This window comes from Segetibacter koreensis DSM 18137 (genome assembly GCF_000374045.1).
Lineage (GTDB): Bacteria > Bacteroidota > Bacteroidia > Chitinophagales > Chitinophagaceae > Segetibacter > Segetibacter koreensis.
The window spans coordinates 49,311-71,584 of sequence record NZ_KB893320.1 but is presented as its reverse complement, the minus strand read 5'-3'; the positions used below and the strand labels follow the sequence as shown (position 1 = coordinate 71,584).

General features: G+C 37.3%; 22 protein-coding genes. 13 read left to right on the top strand and 9 right to left on the bottom strand.

Annotated elements, in window-relative coordinates; genetic code table 11:
* Nucleotides 1-3: 3 nt before the first annotated feature.
* Together B154_RS28000 and B154_RS30610 are read left to right on the top strand one after the other, a co-directional pair.
* Nucleotides 4-1,227, top strand: a complete 1,224-nt coding sequence (locus B154_RS28000) for a Pycsar system effector family protein (protein ID WP_018613265.1) — start codon at nt 4-6, stop codon at nt 1,225-1,227.
* A 3-nt stretch (nt 1,228-1,230) separates the two neighbouring features.
* Nucleotides 1,231-2,307 carry an adenylate/guanylate cyclase domain-containing protein gene (locus tag B154_RS30610; protein WP_018613264.1) on the top strand — a complete coding sequence of 359 codons (1,077 nt, stop codon included), beginning with the start codon at nt 1,231-1,233 and terminating at the stop codon, nt 2,305-2,307.
* Nucleotides 2,308-2,420: 113 nt separating this feature from the next.
* Here the strand turns inward: B154_RS30610 and ligD are convergent, their stop codons facing one another.
* Nucleotides 2,421-4,469, bottom strand: a complete 2,049-nt coding sequence (gene ligD / locus B154_RS0108105) for a DNA ligase D (RefSeq protein WP_018613263.1) — start codon at nt 4,467-4,469, stop codon at nt 2,421-2,423.
* A gap of 206 nt (nt 4,470-4,675) precedes the next feature.
* Nucleotides 4,676-6,661 carry a M61 family metallopeptidase gene (locus tag B154_RS0108100; protein ID WP_157580573.1) on the bottom strand — a complete coding sequence of 662 codons (1,986 nt, stop codon included), beginning with the start codon at nt 6,659-6,661 and terminating at the stop codon, nt 4,676-4,678.
* A 336-nt stretch (nt 6,662-6,997) separates the two neighbouring features.
* Here B154_RS0108100 and B154_RS0108095 point away from each other — a divergent pair, with 336 nt between their 5' ends.
* The 4 genes from B154_RS0108095 to B154_RS0108080 all read left to right on the top strand — a co-directional run bounded on the left by B154_RS0108095 (nt 6,998) and on the right by B154_RS0108080 (nt 12,710).
* Nucleotides 6,998-8,410 (top strand): sialate O-acetylesterase, encoded by a 1,413-nt coding sequence (locus B154_RS0108095; protein ID WP_018613261.1) that lies wholly within the window; start codon nt 6,998-7,000, stop codon nt 8,408-8,410.
* Nucleotides 8,411-8,626: 216 nt separating this feature from the next.
* Complete coding sequence (locus tag B154_RS0108090) at nt 8,627-9,922, top strand: anthranilate synthase component I family protein (RefSeq protein WP_018613260.1); 1,296 nt, start codon at nt 8,627-8,629, stop codon at nt 9,920-9,922.
* Nucleotides 9,923-10,084: 162 nt separating this feature from the next.
* The gene (locus B154_RS0108085; protein ID WP_018613259.1) at nt 10,085-10,930 is read left to right on the top strand and encodes an aminotransferase class IV; all 846 of its coding nucleotides are present in this window, start codon (nt 10,085-10,087) and stop codon (nt 10,928-10,930) included.
* A 121-nt stretch (nt 10,931-11,051) separates the two neighbouring features.
* Nucleotides 11,052-12,710 (top strand): Na+/H+ antiporter, encoded by a 1,659-nt coding sequence (locus B154_RS0108080; protein ID WP_018613258.1) that lies wholly within the window; start codon nt 11,052-11,054, stop codon nt 12,708-12,710.
* Nucleotides 12,711-12,822: 112 nt separating this feature from the next.
* Here the strand turns inward: B154_RS0108080 and B154_RS0108075 are convergent, their stop codons facing one another.
* From B154_RS0108075 to B154_RS0108065, 4 genes are all read right to left on the bottom strand, one after another.
* A complete protein-coding gene (locus B154_RS0108075) occupies nt 12,823-13,284 on the bottom strand; it encodes a YccF domain-containing protein (protein WP_018613257.1) in 462 nt (153 codons plus the stop codon).
* 157 nt (nt 13,285-13,441) lie between these two features.
* Nucleotides 13,442-13,735 (bottom strand): hypothetical protein, encoded by a 294-nt coding sequence (locus B154_RS0108070; RefSeq protein WP_018613256.1) that lies wholly within the window; start codon nt 13,733-13,735, stop codon nt 13,442-13,444.
* An 89-nt stretch (nt 13,736-13,824) separates the two neighbouring features.
* On the bottom strand, nt 13,825-14,004 hold the full coding sequence (locus tag B154_RS31315) for a YccF domain-containing protein (protein WP_083934937.1): 180 nt from the start codon (nt 14,002-14,004) through the stop codon (nt 13,825-13,827).
* Nucleotides 14,005-14,030: 26 nt separating this feature from the next.
* Nucleotides 14,031-14,801, bottom strand: a complete 771-nt coding sequence (locus B154_RS0108065) for an HNH endonuclease (protein WP_018613255.1) — start codon at nt 14,799-14,801, stop codon at nt 14,031-14,033.
* Between the two features lie 213 nt (nt 14,802-15,014).
* On the opposite strand from B154_RS0108065, the gene B154_RS0108060 reads away from it, so the two are divergent.
* From B154_RS0108060 to B154_RS32225, 5 genes are all read left to right on the top strand, one after another.
* Complete coding sequence (locus tag B154_RS0108060) at nt 15,015-15,446, top strand: cupin domain-containing protein (RefSeq protein ID WP_018613254.1); 432 nt, start codon at nt 15,015-15,017, stop codon at nt 15,444-15,446.
* A 126-nt stretch (nt 15,447-15,572) separates the two neighbouring features.
* Nucleotides 15,573-15,839 carry a hypothetical protein gene (locus B154_RS0108055; protein WP_018613253.1) on the top strand — a complete coding sequence of 89 codons (267 nt, stop codon included), beginning with the start codon at nt 15,573-15,575 and terminating at the stop codon, nt 15,837-15,839.
* Between the two features lie 352 nt (nt 15,840-16,191).
* Entirely contained in the window at nt 16,192-16,815 is a 624-nt protein-coding gene (locus B154_RS30605; protein ID WP_018613252.1) for a YMGG-like glycine zipper-containing protein, read from the top strand.
* A gap of 566 nt (nt 16,816-17,381) precedes the next feature.
* The gene (locus B154_RS0108045) at nt 17,382-17,654 is read left to right on the top strand and encodes a hypothetical protein (protein WP_018613249.1); all 273 of its coding nucleotides are present in this window, start codon (nt 17,382-17,384) and stop codon (nt 17,652-17,654) included.
* 138 nt (nt 17,655-17,792) lie between these two features.
* Nucleotides 17,793-17,957 carry a hypothetical protein gene (locus B154_RS32225; RefSeq protein ID WP_018613247.1) on the top strand — a complete coding sequence of 55 codons (165 nt, stop codon included), beginning with the start codon at nt 17,793-17,795 and terminating at the stop codon, nt 17,955-17,957.
* A gap of 192 nt (nt 17,958-18,149) precedes the next feature.
* Here the strand turns inward: B154_RS32225 and dprA are convergent, their stop codons facing one another.
* On the bottom strand, nt 18,150-19,247 hold the full coding sequence (gene dprA / locus B154_RS0108035) for a DNA-processing protein DprA (protein ID WP_018613246.1): 1,098 nt from the start codon (nt 19,245-19,247) through the stop codon (nt 18,150-18,152).
* Between the two features lie 269 nt (nt 19,248-19,516).
* On the opposite strand from dprA, the gene B154_RS0108030 reads away from it, so the two are divergent.
* Complete coding sequence (locus tag B154_RS0108030) at nt 19,517-20,116, top strand: NifU family protein (RefSeq protein WP_018613245.1); 600 nt, start codon at nt 19,517-19,519, stop codon at nt 20,114-20,116.
* 100 nt (nt 20,117-20,216) lie between these two features.
* Here the strand turns inward: B154_RS0108030 and B154_RS0108025 are convergent, their stop codons facing one another.
* The gene (locus tag B154_RS0108025) at nt 20,217-20,600 is read right to left on the bottom strand and encodes a response regulator (RefSeq protein ID WP_018613243.1); all 384 of its coding nucleotides are present in this window, start codon (nt 20,598-20,600) and stop codon (nt 20,217-20,219) included.
* An 87-nt stretch (nt 20,601-20,687) separates the two neighbouring features.
* Nucleotides 20,688-21,104: an Hpt domain-containing protein gene (locus tag B154_RS0108020; RefSeq protein WP_018613241.1), complete on the bottom strand. Its 417-nt coding sequence runs from the start codon at nt 21,102-21,104 to the stop codon at nt 20,688-20,690.
* A 355-nt stretch (nt 21,105-21,459) separates the two neighbouring features.
* Here B154_RS0108020 and B154_RS27985 point away from each other — a divergent pair, with 355 nt between their 5' ends.
* Nucleotides 21,460-22,236, top strand: a complete 777-nt coding sequence (locus tag B154_RS27985) for an outer membrane beta-barrel protein (RefSeq protein ID WP_018613239.1) — start codon at nt 21,460-21,462, stop codon at nt 22,234-22,236.
* The last annotated feature ends 38 nt before the right edge of the window (nt 22,237-22,274 follow it).

Genomic DNA, 22,274 nt, shown 5'->3' with positions numbered 1-22,274 from the left:
CTCATGGACTATAACAATATTTATAAAAAAGTGGAGACATATGTATCAGACATGTTTGCACAGTCGCACGATCCTAAACTTGTTTATCATAATCTTCAACACACTCAAAAGGTAGTAAGCAGAGTGAAGGAAATTGCAGGACATTATAATCTTATAGATACCGATGTGCTGATTGTATATATAGCAGCATGGTTTCACGATACAGGCTACCTGGCAGCAGAACCTGCAGTGCACGAAGAAAAGAGTGTGGAATTGATGAAAGATTTCATGAAGGAATATCCAGGGGAAGTGGATTTGATCAAAAGTATTGAAGAATGCATCATGGCAACTAAAGCAGATGTAAAGCCCTTAAATCTATTGCAGCAGATAATAGCAGACGCCGACACCTACAACCTGGGAACCAAAGAATTTAATACGACAAATTACCTGGTATATAAAGAGCACACATTACGCAACGGCTATATGAGTATGCAGGACTGGAATAAAAAAGCCTTGAAATTTCTACGACATCACGAATACTACACCTCGTACTGCAAAGAAACATTAATGGAAAGTAAAAAAAAGAATATCAAAAAACTGAAGAAAAATATTGAAGAAAACAAGGATGATACCACACCTGCTGTTATAGACAAAGAAGCAGTGAAAGCAACTAATAATTTAACTACAAAGGGTATACAAACCATGCTGCGGCTTACTTCAGAAAACCATATGAAGTTAAGTGATATGGCAGACGGTAAAGCCAATATACTTATATCAGTAAATGCGATTATTATCTCCGTTATATTGTCTGTGCTGCTTCGGCGGTTACAAGTCGACACTTATTTAACCATTCCTACCGTAATTTTTCTTACATCTTCTGTTTGTACAATTGTAGTTGCTATACTGGCCACACGGCCTAAAGTAAGCCTCGGTACGTTTAGCGACGAAGACATAGATAATAAAAAAACCAACCTGCTGTTTTTTGGCAATTTTTATAAAAGCAGTATGGAAGAGTACGAAAAGGCTATGTCTAAAATGATGGTAGATTCCGAATATTTGTACGGTTCTTTGGTAAAAGATATATACCAGCTGGGCGTTGTTCTTGCACGAAAGTACAGGCTTATACGCTGGGCTTACAATATTTTTATGGTTGGAATAATAATTTCTGTCATTGCATTTGCCATTGCAGCTATCTTTAGCCATAGTGCAGATGGAGTAATTACAAATGCACAGGGAACTCCTCTTTAATATATGAAACTTCCTTTTAGAAATTTATTCAACTTTAGTTTTGTAAGCAGGTATAGATTTTTACTTATATTTTATATTTCCGTTTGCTGGACGATAATTGACCTGATAATGGTACTTACCCGCCCGGAACCCACTTATTATAGCTTTGCTTCCGCCATTGCTCTTCGTTCATTCCTGTTGTTTATTATGAGCCTGGGTATTGGCTATCTCCTGATCTTTAAGCTACGCCGCATGTTTAGAAACAGGCCGTTAGCAGTCAGCTTTTTTTATCGCAGCAGCATTTTACTTGTTGCTGCGTATGTCATCAATTTTATTATACATACAGCTAACATTATCGCGACTCTTCATTATACTGTTTTTGATGCTTTGCACAAATATGCACAGGATGCAACCGATATTCGTTGGATAACCCAAAAAATGCTTTACTGGATGGTGCTGTTTGTACTTACCCAGCTAATAATCGAGGTAAATGAAAAGTATTCACCGGGAGTCTTTATGGACATTCTTTTAGGTAAATATCTACAGCCTAAAATTGAAAAGCGGGTCGTAATGTTTATGGATTTAAAAGATTCTACACCTATTGCGGAAAAACTCGGCCACCAGCAGAATTTTAAATTCATCAGGGAGTTCATTTACCAGATCTCAAATGCCCTGATTGAACATGGCGGCAATATATACCAGTACGTCGGAGACGAAGTGGTTGTGTCGTGGCCACTTGAAAAAAGAAATACAAAAAGATGTATGGAAGCTTTAATAGAAGCCAGGAAAAACCTGCAAAAAAGAAATGAACATTTTCGTAGAAGGTTTGGCGTAACTCCCGAGTTTAGAGTAGGCATACATGCCGGCGATGTGACTGTAGGAGAAATAGGAGTCATAAAAAAAGACATCGCTATGAGCGGGGATACTATGAATACCACTGCACGTATACGCACCGCTTGCAGCGAGCTCAATCAAAAATTTATTGTATCAAAAGACTTTCTTGATAATGCAGATCTTAAAGAATGGCAAAGCGAAAGCCTTGGCATTATAGAGCTAAAAGGAAAAAACCAGGGAATTGAATTATTTTCTTTAAAAATTTAAATAATGAACACGTAACAATGAAAAGGGAACAGTGAATAATAAGAAGAATGAAAAACAACAGATTTCCACTTAGTGTCGTTAATCCATCATTGTTAATTATTAATTGCTCTTGATCACCCGCCACCAAAATTTGTTTCAATGTTTTCTAATGCTTTTGGCAAATCAATTCCTTCGCCCAGCACGCCTTTAAAAATATCTCCCTGTTCTTTTATCTTGTCGATTGCATTAAATATATTGAAGCTTTGAATAGTCATGCCTTTCTTCACTTCTTCCCAGTGCAAAGGCATTGAAACAGGGGCGCCAGGCTTTGGCCTCAAGGAATAAGGACCAGCAACAGTAGCTTGTGGACGATTTTGTAGAAAATCAATGTACATCTTGCCTTTCCTGTCAGAAATTTTCCGCTCAATGCTTGTAAAATCAGGCAATTGTCCGTGTATCAGTTTTGCCAAAGATCGTCCAAATTCTTTCGAATCTTCATATATGTATTTTGCTCCAAAAGGAATATAAATATGCAATCCTGTTGAGCCGGAAGTTTTACAATATGCAGTAACTTCAATAGCATCTAAAATCTGTTTCGTTACACATGCAGTTTCTATCACCTGTTCAAAAGTATTTTTATCCGGGTCAAGATCTATAATGCACCAGTCAGGGTTATCGGGCTTATCGGTACGGCTACTCCAGGGGTTAATTTCTATACAACCCAGCCCCGCAACATACAGCAAACTAGCCTCATCAGTTATTACAGCAAACTCTTTATCGCGGCCATCAGTATAGCTGTGATAAGGAAAGGTCTTAACCCATTCTGGCGCTTTACCTTTTACATCTTTCTGATAAAAAGTTTTCCCTTCAATTCCATTCGGATACCTGTTCAATGTCTGCGGTTTGTCCTTCACATAGGGAAGCATATACGGAGCAACCTGGTAATAATAATTAAGCATGTCCCTTTTAGTCACATTTTCCTTCGGCCAAAAAACCTTGCTTAGGTTGGTAAACTTCAAATCATGCCCGCAAATGTTTCTAACCTGTGATTCTTCTGCCGGGTTTAATAATGTTTTCCGTTCTTCTTTTCCGGGGGTTGCGAGAACTTTTTTCCTAACTAATGAATTTTCTTCATTCACTATTTCTGTAACCGGAGCGGGCTTTTCCCTAACCACATCTTTTGCATCTTTATCCTCGCGCAAGCCTTTGAACGATGGATGACGAATAGCTCCGTCTTTAGTCATTTCACGATAGCTAATCTCGCAAACCATTTCAGGCTTTACCCACGTTACTGTAGCGTTAGGCGGATTTGGCCTAAACCTGGATGGTTTATTAAAAGCGGGAACATCTATAAATGGACAGTTTTGTATTACCAATGGCTTTAGTTTTTCTACAATCTCCTTTTGCATTTTTACAGTAAACCCGGTACCAACAGGAGTAACATGATGAAATGCCCCATTTTCAAATAAACCCAACAACAAGGCACTGAATGGTTTTGGTGAACCTTCATTGCAAGTATAACCACCAATGATCAATTCCTGGTGTTTTTCCGTTTTTATCTTCAGCCATTCTTTCGAACGTGAATCGGGAGTATAGAAACTGTCGGCTTTTTTAGCCATTATTCCTTCAAGGCCCATTTTTTCTGCCAAAGCAAAAAATTCATTACCTGTTGCTTCAAAGTTCTCACTCAGCTTTATTATGCCTTCTTTCGGTACAACAGATCTTAAAATTTCACGTCGTTCTTTCAAGGGTACATTCATCAGATCCATACCATTTAACCACAATATATCGAAGACATAAAAAACCAATTTTCCATCTGCTTCACTTCTCCACGCTTGCAGACCGCCGAAATCCGGTACTCCTTTACTATTTAACACAACTATCTCTCCGTCTACTACAGCATTCAATCCTGATTTCTTTAATGCTTCAAAAACGGGGTAAAACTTTTCATTAAATGATTTATTATTTCTGGACCGCAACTCTGCCTGCCCTTCATTTACATAACCAATAGCACGGTATCCATCCCACTTCACCTCATACATCCAACCGGGTTCATCGAAAGGCTTATCCACAAGAGTTGCCAGCATTGGCATAATATCAGAAGGAAATGGTGCTTTTTTTCCTTTTACGTTATTTTTTTTATTCTTTAATGTTGAATCTGCTATCGGCTCTTTCGTTTTCATTACTATGGCATTAGTAATTACAGTGTAACAAACTTATGCCAAGCGGGAAAAAGGCTTAAACAAAAGGTTAGAGCGCCATGAAATTGCAGGTATTAGATAGAAGTTTAAAACTCGGCGCTGAAAGAATTTGCTGACACAATCTAAGCGCGACTTTCCATTGGGGCCTCAAAAGTCGCATGCAAAAAGGTAGGTTGATATGCAAGGTACTAAATCGCTCCCAATAACCGGACTGCCGCTCCGGAAATTACACTATAGGTAGCTTTCGTAATAGCATCAATACTATTTACATCGGCAGGGTTTGCAGGCGGCTGAAGCGTTGAAACATTTTCTGGCGCTGTTAGCCATTTTTGCCGGATGAATTTTTGTTGAGGTGTTGCATTATCCATTGGCGCGAGTTTGTTCAGCTCAGTTTTAGTCACTTTAAACACATTGGCTTTTAATAAAACAGTGTCTACATCGCCGGCTTTATTCTTACGTCCAACCCGCACTTCATAATTATCACCTTCTTTCATCGTACTTTTAATGCTGTCTATGACATGCACCAGGTTTAATGGACTAACTTTTACTCCATCAATTGCATATAATTCATCTCCAACCTTATAGCCCACTTTTTTACCAAACTCATTCATCGGCGGCCCCGGAGCTATAACCACGATCCCTTTTTCCGATATTGAAGGAACTATTCCACCCATAGAAAATATTTTTGTTTCTGCCCTGGGAGAAAATTGTATTCCTGCCAGTCCAAAGAAATATTCATAAGGAATAGGTGAAGAGCCGGCAACATACTTATTCAAAAAATCTTCAACTTCGGGGTAGGTTAATTCTTCAATTGCACCGAATAATTCATCATCATTAAAATATCTTTTTTTCCCATACCTGATTCCTAAATCATGGGTAAGATTTTTTAAGCCATAGGTTCCATTAGACAAATGGAGAAGATATATATCAAGGCAAGCCGCAATCAACGCTCCTTTTTCATACACATTACCATATTGCCTGGCGTACTTGCCCGCGCTTCCCTTACTTAATTTTGTAAAAGGAAGTGTATCGTCGTAAGTTGTTCGTGAGTTTGTTATTTTTTCAGATAGCTTATCCAAAAATTCCTGAACACTTGTTAATCCATATTTTACCTGTACATAGTGAGCAGTATACTCTGTTACACCTTCATACAGCCACAAGTGTTTTGATAAAACGGGTTTGTTATAATTAAACTCCTTTACTTCTTTTGACGCAATAGTCAGGGGTGTTATAATATGAAAAAACTCATGTGTGGAAGCATTTACAATGGTGCTTTTTATCAGGTCGGCAGGCATCTCAGGAAGGTAATAAAACGAAGAAGTAGTATGTTCCAAAGCTCCGCCAAGCCCTGCCGGAAATGAATGTTTTACCTTATTTCCTTTGAAGTAATATAAGAAAGCATATTTATCTGCAGGAAGTTTTCCTCCAAGGTATTGCTTTGCAGCGTCGAGTATGTCACTCATCCATTTTGCTATTTCTTCTGATGTAAGCAGTTTATTTGGTGAGTAAACAGATACTAATACATGACAATTACCTACAGTTACCGTAGTAGTGTCAGGCACAGAATACATGATAGGCGAGTCATATAAGGCATCAACGTTGTTTACTTTAAAAACATCTTTTTCGGGAGTTTGTTGGGCAGCGATAAGGCTGGTGGAACCATAGAGGCTTGCAGGTTTAGCTATACTAATTGTAAAAGGCAGTTGAGCATATCCGTCAAAAAAACCAAAAAAACCAGGAGTATTGATCACAAAATCTTTCCCTACTTCGAAATTAGTAGCAGCCATGGGGTAAATATTGTGCTTGATCTTTGTATCAAAAATATCAGAAACCTTATAAGTCAACCTGGTTAAAGAATTAGCATGTGTTATCTTCCACTTATCTTCAGAAAGTTTAGACACAGGCAATCGTTTTCCTGTATTATCAAAAGCTTTTACCTGGCTTATAAATTTTCCATAGTCGCTGACAGCATATGTGCCGGGAATAATTTTAGGAAAGCAAAAAGTAACATGGCTCTTTTGCAATTTAGGCACTTGTAATTCAACATTTACCGTATCATTCTCCACCTTAATCAAATCTACTTTATAGCGGTATTCACGTTGACAGTATATGACTGATGAGAAAGCCAGTAGGCCAACCAATAATAACGCTCTAAATCTTTTTTCCTTGCTCATAAAAACCTTCATTTTAATTCTATTTCTTTTAAACTATTCTACAAACGTTTATAAATATCCGCGCAATTTGTACGAATATAAGCCATACGATACTGCGGTCTGACACTTGCAAAAGTCTTCAATTACCACGGATCTCCTTATTTACAACCTTTTTATTGAAGCATTTATAAAAAGTGAGTTTTCCTGCGCTCTTTAATCAAAAAGTCTGAAATATTCGCCTCCTTATTATTTCCAATTACAGATTTCTGTCAATCCATTACAAACAGGAATATTTTTGTTCGCCCATAATAATTGCTTCCCCTAACTTTATTCAAAATACTTTTTACAAAACTATATATGAAAAAAACTCTTCTGTCTTTTGCTTTGCTGATTTATGTTAGTTTAACTTTTGCCCAATTTCGCTTACCATCGGTTATTGGCAATAATATGGTATTGCAGCAAAAATCTTCTGTTGCGCTGTGGGGATGGAGCAACCCTTCAGAAAAAATAAAAATCACTACTTCGTGGAATAATAAAACCGATTCTGTCTCTGCAACGCGCGACGCAAAATGGAAAATGATGGTACAAACTCCTGCTGCGGGTGGGCCATATACCGTTACAATTAAGGCAGGTAATGATGAAGCTGTTCTAAACAATGTATTTGTTGGCGAAGTATGGGTTTGCTCAGGCCAGTCTAATATGGAATATAACTCCTCGTACAAAGACTCAACAGATATACAACCAGAATTAAAAAATGCGCCCAACAACAATATTCATTTGTTCCGTGAACCACGCTACACCGCTATGTATCCACAGGACGACTGTAAGGGAGAGTGGACAATAGCAGATTCCAATAGCTTGAAGTTTTTTAGCCAGGCGGGCTATTTTTTTGGTAAGAAGCTGAATAGTGAAATGAATGTACCTATAGGTTTAATACAAGCTGCCTGGGGTGGCACTCCAGCCGAAACGTGGACACCTGCACCGGTTGTAAATACAGATGAGGAATTGAAAGAGGCTGCACACAAGCAAACCCCATCAAACGGTTGGCCTTATTGGCCGGGCTATGCCTACAACGCGATGATAGCGCCAATAACGAATTACAAAATAGCGGGTGCGCTTTGGTACCAGGGCGAAAGCAATACTGCGGCACCTAGTACCTATGCAAAGTTGCTTACTTCAATGATAAAATCATGGAGAAATGCCTGGAACAAAAATTTTCCTTTTTATCTGGTACAAATAGCTCCTTTCACTTACGGTACGAGATATTCTGGCAGTGCGATACAGGAGCAGCAGGTTAAAGTGCTGGATTTGGAAAATACGGGCCTGGTAGTAACTACAGACCTTGTACCAGATACCACTGATATACATCCGCCACTTAAACGTGCTGTAGGTGAAAGGCTGGCTGCATTAGCTTTAGCTAAAACATATAATAAAGCATGCAAGCCCTATGCAAGCCCCCTCTACAAAAGTATGAGCGTGGAAGGTGGCAAAGCAATCATTACTTTTAACAATGCAGAAGATGGATTAATGGTAAAAGGAAATACGATATCACAATTGTATGTTGCCGGAAATGATAAGGTATTCTATCCTGCTGAAGGAAAAATAAATGGCAACAAACTGGTAGTATGGACTGATAAAGTAAAACAACCTGTTGCCGTTCGTTTTGGATTTAGCAATGCTGCAATTGGAAATTTATTTGCAAAAAGCGGGTTACCAGTAGCACCTTTTAGAACAGATGATTGGGATTTGGGCATCAATGCACCGAAATAAAAAAGCGGTTTAAAACTTCGATAAATAATTGTATACTATGGTTTAAAAGCACCGCAAATTCCAATCATCCTTGTATTGATTATAAAAGAAGCAATGCGTAGCAACCAGGTTAAATTTGAAAGGCGTAACAATACGTGCACTATAAAAAAGCGTTCGCTGAATTACTTTTGAAAATATGGATATAATATAGCTTGCATTCAAGCTTCTATAAAAACATTGGAACGAAAATATCATACTTTTTTAATAAAAGATATTCATCTCTTTAAACAAAAACTACTGCAGTGGGCGGCAAAGTATAAGATTGCTTGCTTTTTAGACAATCATCAATACGATTCACATTATTCAGCATACGAGTGTCTTGCAGCAGCAGGATGCATTAAAAGATTTGATTTAAAAGAAGATCTTTTTTCTTCACTATCCTCTTTTGTAAATAATACCAATGATTGGATTTTTGGTCACTTGAATTATGACATAAAAAATCATATTGAAAATCTTTATTCAAATAATATCGATAACATTAACTTCCCTGATGTTTTTTTATTTGTACCAGAAATTGTTTTAATCATTAAGCAAAGCACACTTACTATTGGCCTGATGGCTTCTAATGCAGATGTTATTTTTAATGAGATCAACCAGCAACAAATACGCGAAGAGCACCTTCAACCAGTAAATGTAGCACCGCGTATAAGTAAAGAAGAATACATTCAGAACATTCAACACCTGAAACACCCCATTTTAAGAGGAGAATGCTACGAAATCAATTATGCCCAGGAATTTTATGCAGAAAACGCTCATATTTCTCCTGTGGTTTTATATCGCCTTCTCACCCGGGTTTCGCCGAATCCTTTTTGCTCTTTTTACAGGCTAAATAATAAATACTTACTGTGTGCAAGTCCCGAACGATACATTAAAAAAGAAGGTGAAAACATACTTTCACAACCTATAAAAGGGACCGCAAAAAGAGGCGTAAATGACGAAGAAGACCGACAAATTAAACAAGCATTACTTAACAGTAAAAAAGACCGGAAAGAAAATATAATTGTAGTTGACCTGGTGAGGAACGACCTCAGCAGGATATGTGAAAAAGGCTCTGTACATGTGGAAGAATTGTGCGCAGTGTATACTTTTCCCGGAGTGCACCAGCTGATATCTACAGTAAAAGGAAAATTGCGGGCCGATGCAGGATTTGGAGATATTATTAAAAGCACTTTCCCAATGGGAAGCATGACCGGGGCGCCAAAGAAGAGAGTAATGCAACTGATAGAAGAATATGAGCAAACAAAAAGAGGCATTTACTCAGGTACTGTAGGCTACATCACTCCCGCTAAAGATTTCGATTTTAATGTCGTTATCCGCAGCATAATGTACAACGACGAAAAAAAGTATGTAAGTTACCAGGTGGGTGGAGCTATTACTTTTGAAAGCGACCCGGAAAGCGAATACGAAGAATGCATTGTAAAAGCTGCAGCTATTACACAAATACTTTCTGGCAAATTAGAAAAAAACACGTAAAAAAATGCTCCGCGCTATGGTCTCAATTTATTTAAAAGCTGTACCTGATTTTATTGCAGACTGCATACAGTTTTAAGCTTTTTTTATACAGTCTCAGATTTTTGTTTCCTTTGTTTCACCGAAAAGAACAATAATAGGCGGGATTACATAAAACATCATGCTATGACCGAATATATAAACTGGAACGGCAAAATTGTGGAGAAAGACGTCTTTCATATTTCACCTGATAACAGGTCATTCCGCTACGGAGATGGCTTTTTTGAAACCATGAAAGTAGTTGATGGAAACATACTGCTTGCGGCTTTCCACATTACACGTTTTTTTTCCTCACTGCAACTGCTCTCATTCGACGTACCTGCGCTTTTTACTCCTGAATATATAACTTCCCAGGTGCAAAACCTGGTGATTAAAAACAAACATTCATCTTTTGCACGTGTACGATTGATGGTGTACCGCGGTAACGGGGGTTTATACGATCCTGAAAATCTTCACCCCAATTTTGTTATTCAAAGCTGGCCATTAGAGAAGACAAGTAAAGAGTTAAATACAAACGGCCTTAATATAGATATTTATACCGAAGCGAGAAAAACCTCCGATTCTTTTTCGATGGTAAAAAGCAACAATTACTTAGGCTATGCGATGGCTGCGTTATGGGCCAAAAAGAACAAGCTAAACGATTGTCTTCTTTTAAACGCATACGACGACATCTGCGACTCTACCGTTGCGAATATTTTCATTGTCGAAAACAACATCATAAAAACCCCGGCAGTTGCTGAAGGTTGTATAAATGGTGTAGCACGAGCCTACCTGATTGAATGCTGCAAAAAAGACGATATAGCTATAATGGAAACAACCATTTCTGCGCAAGATGTATTGAACGCATCTGAAGTGTTTTTAACCAATGCTATTGCAGGCATAAAATGGGTAAAGCAATTGGGCGAGTGCCGGTTTAACTCTCCTTCTGTAGCATTACAATTACACAACGACTATATGAAAAATAGAAGGTGATTTTTTTTCTTTTGTTCGACGCTAAAAAGAAAAACAGAAAACAGGTAAAGTATTAATGTGGTCGCCTTTACACTACTTTGCGTGAATAGTAATAAAATATTCTCCCTTCCTATATTTACACATGGAAAATTTCCAAATCGTCATTTTTATACTCACCATTCTTATCGTTCTGTCAGCATTTGCTGATAGGATAAAATTACCTTATCCCATCCTGCTGGTAGTAGTTGGACTAATTATTGGCTTTGTGCCAGTATTGCCCGACCTGGAACTGAACCCGGAAATTGTTTTCCTTGTTTTTTTACCGCCCCTGCTGTACGATGCCGCTTCTAAAACTTCCTGGCACGACTTCAAAAACAATATACGACCCATATCTACCCTTGCCATTACGCTTGTTTTCTTTACCACCCTTACCGTAGCCGTTGCCGCACACTATCTTATTCCCGGCTTTAGCTGGCCTTTGGCTTTTGTATTAGGCGCTATTATTTCTCCGCCAGATGCAGTAGCGGCTACAAGCATTACCAGGGGGCTTGGACTAAACCGCAGGGTAATTACCATTATCGAAGGGGAAAGCCTGGTAAATGATGCTTCTGCGCTTATTGCTTACAGGTATGCAGTGGCAGCAGCTATAAGCGGAACATTTGTGTTTTGGAAAGCGGGCGTACAATTTTTAATCGTGTCGACCGGTGGCATATTAGCAGGATTATTTATTGGTTTTATAATGGTTTTTGCGCATAAGAAAATTAAAGATAATACCGTTGTAGAAAACAGCTTAAGCCTGTTAACGCCATTTATGGCTTACTTGCTGGCAGAGGAATTTCATACATCGGGAGTTCTGTCTGTAGTTACTGCCGGATTATTTATATCATGGCGTTCTCGCGAGGTATTTTCGTCAGAAACAAGGCTGCAAACAAAAACCATCTGGGACACTGTAATTTTTCTATTAAACGGAATGGTATTTATTCTTATCGGCCTGCAGATGCCGGCCATAGTTCAAAACCTTAAAACCGGAACTGTATTTGAAATTGTAGGTTATGGTCTTATTATAAGTTTAGTTACAATTATCATTCGCATATTATGGGTATTTGCAGGTGCCTACCATCAAACTATTTTTAAGCGAAGGAGCAGCAGCCCATCTGAAACCAAAAGCGATGACACTTCGTGGAAAAATGTGTTGATAGTAGCATGGACCGGAACAAGAGGTGTAGTGAGCTTAGCCACCGCACTTGCCTTACCCTTAACGATAGGTAATAACGAGCTTTTTCCAAAAAGACATACGATACTGCTTCTGGCTTTTATTGTAATACTTGTCACCTTAGTAGTACAGGGACTAACCCTGCCCTTGCTAATAAAGCTACTAAAAATTAAACCCCAGGATGATTTGCAAAAACACGAAGAAAAAGACCTGCAGCTAACAATGACAGAAGATGTTCTTCGGTTTATAGACAAAGAATTTCCTTTTAAGCTCGATGAAAAGGTATTGGCACAAATCAGGAAGCCCTATGAAGCTAATTTTAATTTACTTTCTAAAGAATTATCAGAGGAGAAGCCAGAAACCCAACAGAATTCTGAGCATGTAACCTTTATAAGTCAACTGCTTTCTGCAAGGCTTGAGTTAATAAAATACCGGCGTGAACTACTCATAAAGTTTCACAAAGAAGGAACTTACAATGATGAAACTATTTCAAAAGCAGAGCGGGAACTGGATATAGAAGAGCTGCGCCTGCAAGCCATGATACAAAAAGGAGAAGACAGCAACATAGAATTTCGCCAACCCGAATAATTACATTAATCCTGGTTCTCGTACTATCATCACAACTATCGGTGATAACTCCATTTCCAGCTTATTTTAAAATATCCCCTGAGAGTTTTCTTCTATATAAATCTCCCAATTCTTACTTCGCAACTATTCTTTTCCCAAATGGCATTAAAGAAACTTCTATCAGTTTAAAATGCTGTAAACCAAAAGGGATACCTATAATTGTGAGGCACAACAAAGCGCCAAAAGTAAGATGTGCAACTGCTGCAGCGAAGCCACCGCAAACAATCCAGATAACATTAAGTAGTAATGAAAGACAACCAGAAGAACTTCCGGTACTAACAGCCTGTAGTCCAAAAGGTCTTAAAACAAAGACTCCTATTTTAAAACATTGCAAGCCAAAAGGAATACCAACAACTGTTAGGCAAAGCACGAAGCCACCTATAAAATAACCTAACGCAGCTATAAAGCCACCAAAGATGAGCCAAATGAGATTGCCGAGAAGATTATCGGGACGCATAGAGGTAAAAAATAAATCTAAAATAGCTAAATATACGAAGCGTTTTAGTTCGTTGTCATTTCGAGTGTATGTGCCCATTTTGCTTGTCGTAGGTAAGCTCTTTTTTTATGATATTTCCATAGCCGGAGCGCGATTTATAAACGGAAGTATTTGCAGCCATGTTGTGATTTAACCAGTCCGCATAAACAAAAAAAGCACCACTTAGTGGTGCTTTTTTTGCAAGATATTTTCGTTTTTAATTCCCGGACTCCTGCAATGATGTATCCTGCTGGTCTGCCATTCCTTCTGATGAAAATATATTTTCTTCAGTAATATTACCTTCTCCAACAGTTCCTTCATCCCGCATTTCACCATCACCAATATTTGTTAACAGTTCCTTTTTAGGATTATCTACTGCATAGTAGTCATCATTAACCTTATCGCTTTCAAACTCTTTTCCCGACTGCAAACTGCTATCATTTAGGAATACCCTGCTTGTATCTTGCGCTGCTTCTTCAGCTTTTCCGGGTATGATTTGTTCTTCGTTCATTACTATAAAGTTTTAAAATTTCTATAAGGTACTAAAATTAGTTGATAGCGGTTTTAAAAGATTGATTGTTTCCGAAAGACTATCGGTACTTACTGGCTGCAACCCACAGAGCCCCAAAACGAATACACTATTTTAAAACATTGCAACCCAAAATGAATGCCAACAACTGTTAAGCAAAGCATGAAGCCACCTATAAAATAACCTAACGCAGCTTCGAAGCCACCAAAGATTAGCCAAAGGATATTGCCGAGAAGATTGTCAGGTCGCATGGTAAATATTTATTTATCTAAATCTATTATCCCTTGAAAATTACATCAAGGTGAAATTGCAAAAAATTTTTATTAGGATAATATTTCGTGGGCAGTATTATTTTTTTTCCAATCAAGGGTTTGAAATATTGATGATAGAAAATTTCCTTTTGCTTTGTATGTAGAGAAGTTGAAAGAAGCATTTCAAAATTTTCATTAATTCCAATATAACCTTTATCGTATGCCTTGTCATACAAAGCAGAAAGGCAAATACCGTTTTCAGGATTCAATCTTTGTTCTTCGTTTTTCGACCAGGGAATTATATGACTAGCGACGAGTAAATCAGGAATATCAATTCCGGTAACAGCACATCTTCCAGAATAGTTTGCTATTACAATTTGTCTAAAAACATTTTGATTAACCCTTGTTTTTACTTCTCTAATTTTTGTTTCTCCCTTTAAATTTTCAGTTCCTGTAAGAATGTCTTCATATTTACTTTCTATTGTTTGCTGTTCTTTTTCAGCTAATATCCTTTCACTTTCAAAAAGTAATTCGTCTTTGCTATTTATAAATTCATTCCAAATTGGGTCTACTTGCTTCTTTCCACCTGATAAACCTTTAACACCTCTTCCTATATGATAAGGATCAACACTAGCAAAATTATTTAATCGCATTGCAACTGAACCTGGCGTTCTTTCAATAATGCGAGCAAGATGTATAATTTCAGGCGTTCTTGAATGAAGTTTTCCAAATGGTAATTTTAAATAAAGATTCAAAGCAAGTATTAATTCATCTCTTGTCCAAGCCCTTATTGACATGTTATCCGCTTATAATACAACAATTGTGTTACCTTTTAACTTTAGAAATAGTATAAAGTTCCAAATGCTCTAAAACGATATTAGCCGTTTTGAAAATAATGATCGCTTGGAAGGCATCATTTAGTAATGCCATTATTGGCAATAAAAAAGACAATGTAAATAAATGAAATAATCAAATAACTTTATCTCAATCTTCTCTAATATTATCTTATAATGAAAAAGGTTGCGCTGTTTACAATAAGTTTTTTACTGGTTATTTTGATTTCGGCGATTTCGTTTGTTCTAGGCAGGCGGTACCAACATGAGTATATACTGGAGCATGAAAAAGATTTAGCAAAAGAGGAACCTGCTCCGCATGACGGAGTTGGCATGTCTACCGCTTATTCTTTCTTTTCTAAAGCGCCTGGCCTTAAACTCGCTTTTCGTAAACGCGTTTTAAAACCCGGTTCAGCCATTGGTTATCACTTACAAAAAGGAGATGAGATTTATTACATTCTTTCAGGCACAGGCATCATGAAAATGAATAGTGATAGCTTTGCTGTTAAAGCCGGTGATGGTATTCTTACCCGTCCGGGCAGTTCGCATGGTCTGCAACAAACGGGCACAGACAGTCTTGTTGTCATTATTAACTACACGGTAAAATAGGGTTGTCCTGAAACAAGTGCAGGATGACGTGTGAAACAAGTTCAGCATGGCAAGAGATACTGGAAACATTGCCGGTGATATATAAAAGATGCGATATCCTTAACTTCGCGCTCTTTAAAAACTACTATGAGCTTTGTTATTCTTGTCGCTTCTATGTTTGTTGGTTCGTGTAATTCTAACTACGAACGGAATACTGATACTCTTGCCTTAAAAAAAGATACCATTACAGAGCTGAGGTGCTTTGCTAAAATTCCATCATCATCACACCACTATTATAATCAAATTCATGCTTGTACGTCATCAACAACACCTTTTCAAACGACAGAAAACGGCGTGACAGGTAATTTAATTCACGAATGGGCAGAAGATGAGCGCAAATTAGGGATATTGTAAGGTATTTTACAAGGCGCAACACGTTCAGGCTGACAGGCAAGAAACAAGTTTAGGATAATTTGTACAAACAACCACAAGAATACGTTGACGCCGGATAATTTCTCATAAGCTTTTTACCCATTATTAACAAAATACTTTTTACTATAATTCGCATTGTGGCATAGTTTTCTCTAAAGAGGTGTTTGTGACAATTTTATAGTGAAATGCAATAGGTGTAAACTGAATGGTATCTACCAGCAAAACCAACAAATTCGCATAAACACTATCATTATTCGTTTAGTATAAAACAACTTACAACTGCCTATACTTTCATGTAAAAGGCAGAAATAAAATCACCGTTAAAAAGAAAATTATGAAAAGAATATTATCCATTTTTGCAATAACTGCAGTTTTTGCAGCTTGCAACAGCAATCCTAAAACAGGAACTGATACAGCTACATCTGTAACCACTACAGACACAGCAACTACAACTCATAACGCTTTTACAGATAAAGCTACTGAGGTACAGGTTAACGGAGTTAATGACACAATTGTCTCAAACGATGGTAGCAAGTATGTAAAGGTGCAACCTAAAGAGGAAGAAAGTGCTTCAGCAAAACCAGCTACAACTGTAACTAAAGAAAAATCTACTGTTCATCATACCCGCACTCATACCCATAGAACAGGCACATCCGGACCTGCTACAGATACAAGTACATCTGGCTCAGGAAACAGTACAGTTTCTAATGGTACCCATGGAACATCCGGAACTGGCACAAGCGATACAGGAACCACGACCACTACAACGACAGAGACCAAGAAGAAAGGCTGGAGTAAAGCTGCTAAAGGAGCTGTAATTGGCGCCGGAACAGGTGCAGCTGCAGGAGCAATCTTTAGTAAGAAAAAAGGTAAAGGAGCTATTATAGGTGGTATCATAGGTGGTGCAGGTGGTTATATAATAGGCCATAGTAAGGATAAAAAAGATGGAAGGAATTAGTACAATGTCCTTTTGCGAGCCGAATTTTTAATTTAAGATGGAAAATCCAATATAGTAAGATCAGGGCCCTTGTATTCAATATCAATAGATAAATCGAACATAGTCAGTAAAGATTAAATCTTATTCTGACTATGTTTTGCCCTTATCCACTTCTACCCGAAGGAATGCAGTAGGTTTTTAAATCAAGATGAACCGTTAAGACCAGGGAACGCTTCTTGCGAACCAGATGAAAACAAGTGGTACTTACAATTGCGCCGAAGCTGACGTGCCACTTGTTTTATTAACGGCTTTTACTCTCTGTTTACTCCTAACGAATAATTAATTTTTTTCTTACTATTCCTTTTATTAATACTTTAGAAAAAGGTTGATAATTTCTTTCTTTCCTAAAATAATTAATACAAACTGTTTCCTCTTATCACTTGCGAAGGCATTTCCACTTCAAGATGAAGAATAGGGACTGCATTAGCTAATTTTTTCCTACCGCCAGGTTATTTAAAATGGCATGATAATTTCAATCTCTACAATTAGTATTCTTTTATTATAAACATTAAAAACAGGAGGTTGATATGTTAACCGTTATTGAAGATTTTGAGATAGAAACGGATAGACTCGAGGTAACTGGCACGGGTGAAATCAGGGTTACAAATACTGGTGGATCCAGTGCTTCTGAAGGCGGCATGGGAAGTGACAGTGATGACGATAAGGCAAAAGGAGACTTAACAACAACCGGAGGAAAAAAAACCGGGAATGCCGCAGGAGATGAAAAAGATGAGGATACAACGTTTGACCCGATTAAAAAAAATGTAAGAGAAGCTGAAAAGAAAGGACATAAGGATTAAAAAGTCTGTCTCTTACGAAACATACCAAGGGTGTTATAAAGAATATATAGTAATAAGTTAAACTGACTACAGAGAGACGACCATGGTCATAAAGGCTATGTTACAGAAATAAAATTTTAGTAAAAAACTTATAAATGTATGAATAACGATAGGGAATTTATTGAACAGGAAGCTCCTGAAAAAAATACTGATAATGCTTTTATAGAAGTAGGTGCCAACGGCTCGCCAGTCCTACCTGGTGCTTCTGATAAAAAAACTGACATTGAAAAAGATCAAAGCTCTACGACATTAGATAAACGGTAAAATGCAAATTGTATCAACAAGAGAAGAGCCGGCAGCAATAACTCTTGCAGGCTTTTCTCTCATTTAATTTCTGCACAATCGCTAGCCAGTAAGTAAGTCTCTATATCCAGTGCGTCTGCTTTGGCAACCACAGATCCTGCCAAATAAAAAACTTATTTAATTCAACCGTTATTCCATATAATAGCTCTCTCACTATAACAATTTGTACATCTTTCCGGGCAAAGAGGCAACTACGTTTTGAAATTCTAGATTAAGCATTGCGGCTGCCACTGTACTGCTTGTTAAACCACTTTTCAAAAAAATTTCGTCTATATGCACGGCTTCTTTCTGTTTCAAAACATCTACTAGTGCCTGCTCATCATTGCTGAGGGAAATAAACAATTCTTTTTGTTTTTTAGGTTTTGATTTTTTTGTCGTCCAGCCAAGTATTTCTACTAGGTGTGTGGCGTCGGTAAGTAAAATGGCTTTGTTATTTTTAATAAGATGATTACAGCCGGCACTCTTGCTGTCAGTCACTTTCCCGGGAAAGGCAAATACATCGCGGTTATAACCATTTGCAAGTTCCGCGGTTATCATGCTCCCACCCTTTACGGCTGTTTCAATCACTATTGTTGCATCCGCCATTCCTGCCACTATCCGGTTACGTCTTGGAAAATTATGCCTGTCGGGAAGTGTTTCTTTTCTAAATTCTGTAAGCAACCCTCCGTTGTACAACATTTGTTTTGCAAGAGTAGCGTGCGCAGAGGGATAAATAGTGTCGAGGCCATGAGCAAGTACGCCAATGGTTGGAAGATTGTTTTGAACAGCAGCTTTGTGGGCGATCGCATCAATACCATAAGCAAGTCCACTCACGATTAAAACCTGCAGATTTTGTAACTCATTAATTAATTGTTCTGTTACCTGCCGTCCATAATCGGTATTATTTCTTGTACCGATTATGTTTATTACTTTCGAAACATTTACATCTGCATTTCCACGATAGTACAATAGAGTTGGAGAGTCATAGCAATTGAGCAAGCGCTTCGGATAGTTTTCATTAGTAAGAAAAAGCGGTTGAATTCTATGTTTTTCAACAAACTCAATTTCTTTTTCAGCGCTTAAAAAATTATCGAACAGTTTTATACTTTTAGCTCGTACTTCTCCGATACCTTCTATATTTCCAAGCTCTTTTTTTGATGCTTTAAATATATTTTCTGCATTCCCAAATTGCTCAGTAAGTATTTTAGCTTGTACAGGGCCAATGTTAGGAACAAGAGTAAGTGCAACCTGGTAAAGCAAATCGTTGGTCATGCTGAGCAAAATAGGGAAAAGTTTAAAAACAATTGAAAACTGTTGAAAACTACAAATGGGCGGTCGCAGTAAGATTATAAAAAGTTGTAGAAACGTTATCTTATTTCTTTCGGGTCTCATTTGATTCAGACCTCTTTTTCTACTGTAAAACGTTATTAACAGTGACTTATGATTTGCGCAAAATGGGTATTGAGCCGACCGGCAGGCGATAATTATTATTATTTTAAATCTGTGTTTCTTACCTTTGTTAGGCTTTTAAATTTAAGATTATGATAAAAACAGGCAATCCCGTTATCAGTATATATACAGAGATGACACCGAATCCGGAAACAATGAAATTTGTTGCCAATAAACTCTTGTATCCCGGAAAGAGTATTGATTTTCCTGATGAAAATACTGCAGGGCCCTCTCCATTGGCGAAGGAACTTTTTAGTTTTCCTTTTATTAAGAGTGTATTTATCGCCAGCAATTTTGTAACACTTACTAAAACTGTCGATACAGATGATTGGCAGGATGTAATACCTACTATAAAACAATTTTTAAAGGACTATCTTGAAAATGGCGGCCCGGTAGTTAATGAAGAGGATATTGTTGTAACAAAATCTGACGCAACAAACTTTATAAGTGCAGACGATGATGATGTTGTAAAACGGATAAAAGAACTTTTAGAGAACTACGTTAAGCCTGCAGTGGAAATGGACGGTGGTGCCATACAGTTCAGAAGCTATGATGATGGTGTAGTAAACCTGATGCTTCAAGGTAGCTGCAGCGGATGTCCGTCAAGCATGATTACGCTTAAAGCAGGAATTGAAGGAATGATGAAACGGATGATTCCGGAAGTAAAAGAAGTGGTAGCTGAAGCAGAATAGTGATTAAATACTACTATAATTAAAAAAAGCGAACGCCTTAAAAAAATTAAGGCGTTCGCTTTTTTTGTGCTATTTACTTTATGTATCAACTATTTCTCGTCTAACTGCGTTTAGCAGAACCGTTGGGCATTTTTAGTAATCGCTTAACCCTTACCGCTAATTCTGTCGGGTTAAATGGCTTTGTTAAAAAGTCATCAGCTCCTAACTGAAACGCTTCCATCACCGTATTTTCCTGGCCAAGGCCCGATAGAACGATGATAGGAACTTTTTTGTATTCATTTGATTTCACTATACTAATAAATTCAAGACCCGATGTATAAGGCATTAAAATGTCGGTAATGATAATATCAGGTACAAAGCTTTCCAAAGCCTTAAGTGCTTCCCGACCGTCGGAAACCCCCACTACTTCAAACCCTTCATTGCGCAGCTTGGCTTCGATAGCCATTAACATAAGCGGTTCATCTTCAGCAACTAAAATTTTCATATTTATCTGATTATTGCAGAGTTGTCTCTGTAATCTCCTGCTAATTTACAAACAATAAAACCTTTCTTTACAACCTTGCCAAAAGTATTATTTCGACAGAATTCTTTCATTAAGAATTACTTCTGCAAAGAAATATTTTTCTTTTATTTCTTTTATCAGCCCAGGTAACAGATCCAAATCTGTTTCGTTTTTTGCAATTAGTTCTGCTTGCACTACCGTATCAAACATTTCACCTATTTTAATAATCGAAAGTGAAGACTTTGCAAAATGTGCAGATCTGTACACATTTTCCCAATCCTGGTTATCCAGAGCTTCTTCCATTTTTTTTATTGTTCCCGGCATTGTTCTTAGAAATGTTTGCAACATTGTAATGATAAAGCTTTCATCATTACCTGAGATCTCGTACAACATACTAATATCAATCGAAACATTTTCACTGGCAATAATATGCGGAAGATTATTTATCACAGAGGTAGACTTTTCATTTGGTTCAACAGTAATCATCAATATTTAAATTAAAGTATCTAAATGATTTAATTCATTAATAACGAAAAATTTACCTTATAATTTTACAGCTCTAAGAATATTAATTTTAATAATAAAACATTTTATTTAATGATGTTTTATTATTTTTTCCGTAAGGTAAAACGTTTCTAAAATTTCCCTACCCTCCTTTTATTGTTGGCATTATTACAAATAATATAAAAAACCCTTTTACAAATATCCACTTCCTTTTCTTTTGACTTTATTTTAACCAATTACATGAACTCAATTCAGTTATTTTTGCCACTTTCTTAACAACTGCCTGCAGAAAGCTAATACTTCTGCATCAAAACTTTATTTTTTTAGAAAACACTTTATGAAGAAATTTTTCTTTACTATGGTTTGTATTTTCAGCCTGCTGGCCGTTAATTCACAAACCATTCCTGCAAACCCAACAACCGATAGTACGATCATATCATCACAGCCTGCAACTGAAAAAAAGAACCCAAAGAAAATTGATCTGAGCAACCGCTCCAATGATCATTTTATGTTTCAATATGGTTTTGATAACTGGTCAGGTACAAATGATAGTATAAGCCCAAAAGGTTTTTCACGTTTTTTCAATGCTTATGTAATGCTTGATAAACCATTTAAAACCAATCCAAAGTTTAGCGTAGGTTTAGGCCTGGGTATTGGAAGCAGTAATATCTTTTTTGATAAAACTTATGTTGATGTTAAGTCAGCTTCTTCAACACTTCCATTTACTAATGTTGACTCACTCAATCATTTCAAAAAATTTAAACTCACCACTATTTTTCTTGAAGCTCCTGTAGAACTAAGATATTCTTCTAACCCGGAAAATGCAAATAAAGCAGTAAAAATAGCTTTAGGAGTTAAAGTAGGTACGTTGTTAAAGGCATATACAAAAGGAAAAACACTTGAAAACAAAAGTGGTGGTACAATAAATAATTATATTGAAAAGGAAAGCAGTAAGAAATTTTTTAACTCTACAAGGTTAGCTGCCACTGCAAGGATTGGTTATGGTATTTTCGGCATCTATGGCGCTTACCAGGTCACTTCGCTGTTGAAAACCGGGGCCGGTCCTGATGCAATTAGACCGTACTCAATCGGAATTTATATTAGTGGCTTATAATTTGAAATATATTTTTTGGCTGGCCACCGGTTACAAGC

Coding starts and splice junctions, on each gene's coding strand:
- B154_RS28000 (WP_018613265.1), top strand. CDS start 4: ATGGACTATAACAATATTTATAAAAAAGTGGAGACATATGTATCAGAC.
- B154_RS30610 (WP_018613264.1), top strand. CDS start 1,231: ATGAAACTTCCTTTTAGAAATTTATTCAACTTTAGTTTTGTAAGCAGG.
- ligD (WP_018613263.1), bottom strand. CDS start 4,469: ATGAAAACGAAAGAGCCGATAGCAGATTCAACATTAAAGAATAAAAAA.
- B154_RS0108100 (WP_157580573.1), bottom strand. CDS start 6,661: ATGAGCAAGGAAAAAAGATTTAGAGCGTTATTATTGGTTGGCCTACTG.
- B154_RS0108095 (WP_018613261.1), top strand. CDS start 6,998: ATGAAAAAAACTCTTCTGTCTTTTGCTTTGCTGATTTATGTTAGTTTA.
- B154_RS0108085 (WP_018613259.1), top strand. CDS start 10,085: ATGACCGAATATATAAACTGGAACGGCAAAATTGTGGAGAAAGACGTC.
- B154_RS0108080 (WP_018613258.1), top strand. CDS start 11,052: ATGGAAAATTTCCAAATCGTCATTTTTATACTCACCATTCTTATCGTT.
- B154_RS0108075 (WP_018613257.1), bottom strand. CDS start 13,284: ATGGGCACATACACTCGAAATGACAACGAACTAAAACGCTTCGTATAT.
- B154_RS0108070 (WP_018613256.1), bottom strand. CDS start 13,735: ATGAACGAAGAACAAATCATACCCGGAAAAGCTGAAGAAGCAGCGCAA.
- B154_RS31315 (WP_083934937.1), bottom strand. CDS start 14,004: ATGCGACCTGACAATCTTCTCGGCAATATCCTTTGGCTAATCTTTGGT.
- B154_RS0108065 (WP_018613255.1), bottom strand. CDS start 14,801: ATGTCAATAAGGGCTTGGACAAGAGATGAATTAATACTTGCTTTGAAT.
- B154_RS0108060 (WP_018613254.1), top strand. CDS start 15,015: ATGAAAAAGGTTGCGCTGTTTACAATAAGTTTTTTACTGGTTATTTTG.
- B154_RS0108055 (WP_018613253.1), top strand. CDS start 15,573: ATGAGCTTTGTTATTCTTGTCGCTTCTATGTTTGTTGGTTCGTGTAAT.
- B154_RS30605 (WP_018613252.1), top strand. CDS start 16,192: ATGAAAAGAATATTATCCATTTTTGCAATAACTGCAGTTTTTGCAGCT.
- B154_RS0108045 (WP_018613249.1), top strand. CDS start 17,382: ATGTTAACCGTTATTGAAGATTTTGAGATAGAAACGGATAGACTCGAG.
- B154_RS32225 (WP_018613247.1), top strand. CDS start 17,793: ATGAATAACGATAGGGAATTTATTGAACAGGAAGCTCCTGAAAAAAAT.
- dprA (WP_018613246.1), bottom strand. CDS start 19,247: ATGACCAACGATTTGCTTTACCAGGTTGCACTTACTCTTGTTCCTAAC.
- B154_RS0108030 (WP_018613245.1), top strand. CDS start 19,517: ATGATAAAAACAGGCAATCCCGTTATCAGTATATATACAGAGATGACA.
- B154_RS0108025 (WP_018613243.1), bottom strand. CDS start 20,600: ATGAAAATTTTAGTTGCTGAAGATGAACCGCTTATGTTAATGGCTATC.
- B154_RS0108020 (WP_018613241.1), bottom strand. CDS start 21,104: ATGATTACTGTTGAACCAAATGAAAAGTCTACCTCTGTGATAAATAAT.
- B154_RS27985 (WP_018613239.1), top strand. CDS start 21,460: ATGAAGAAATTTTTCTTTACTATGGTTTGTATTTTCAGCCTGCTGGCC.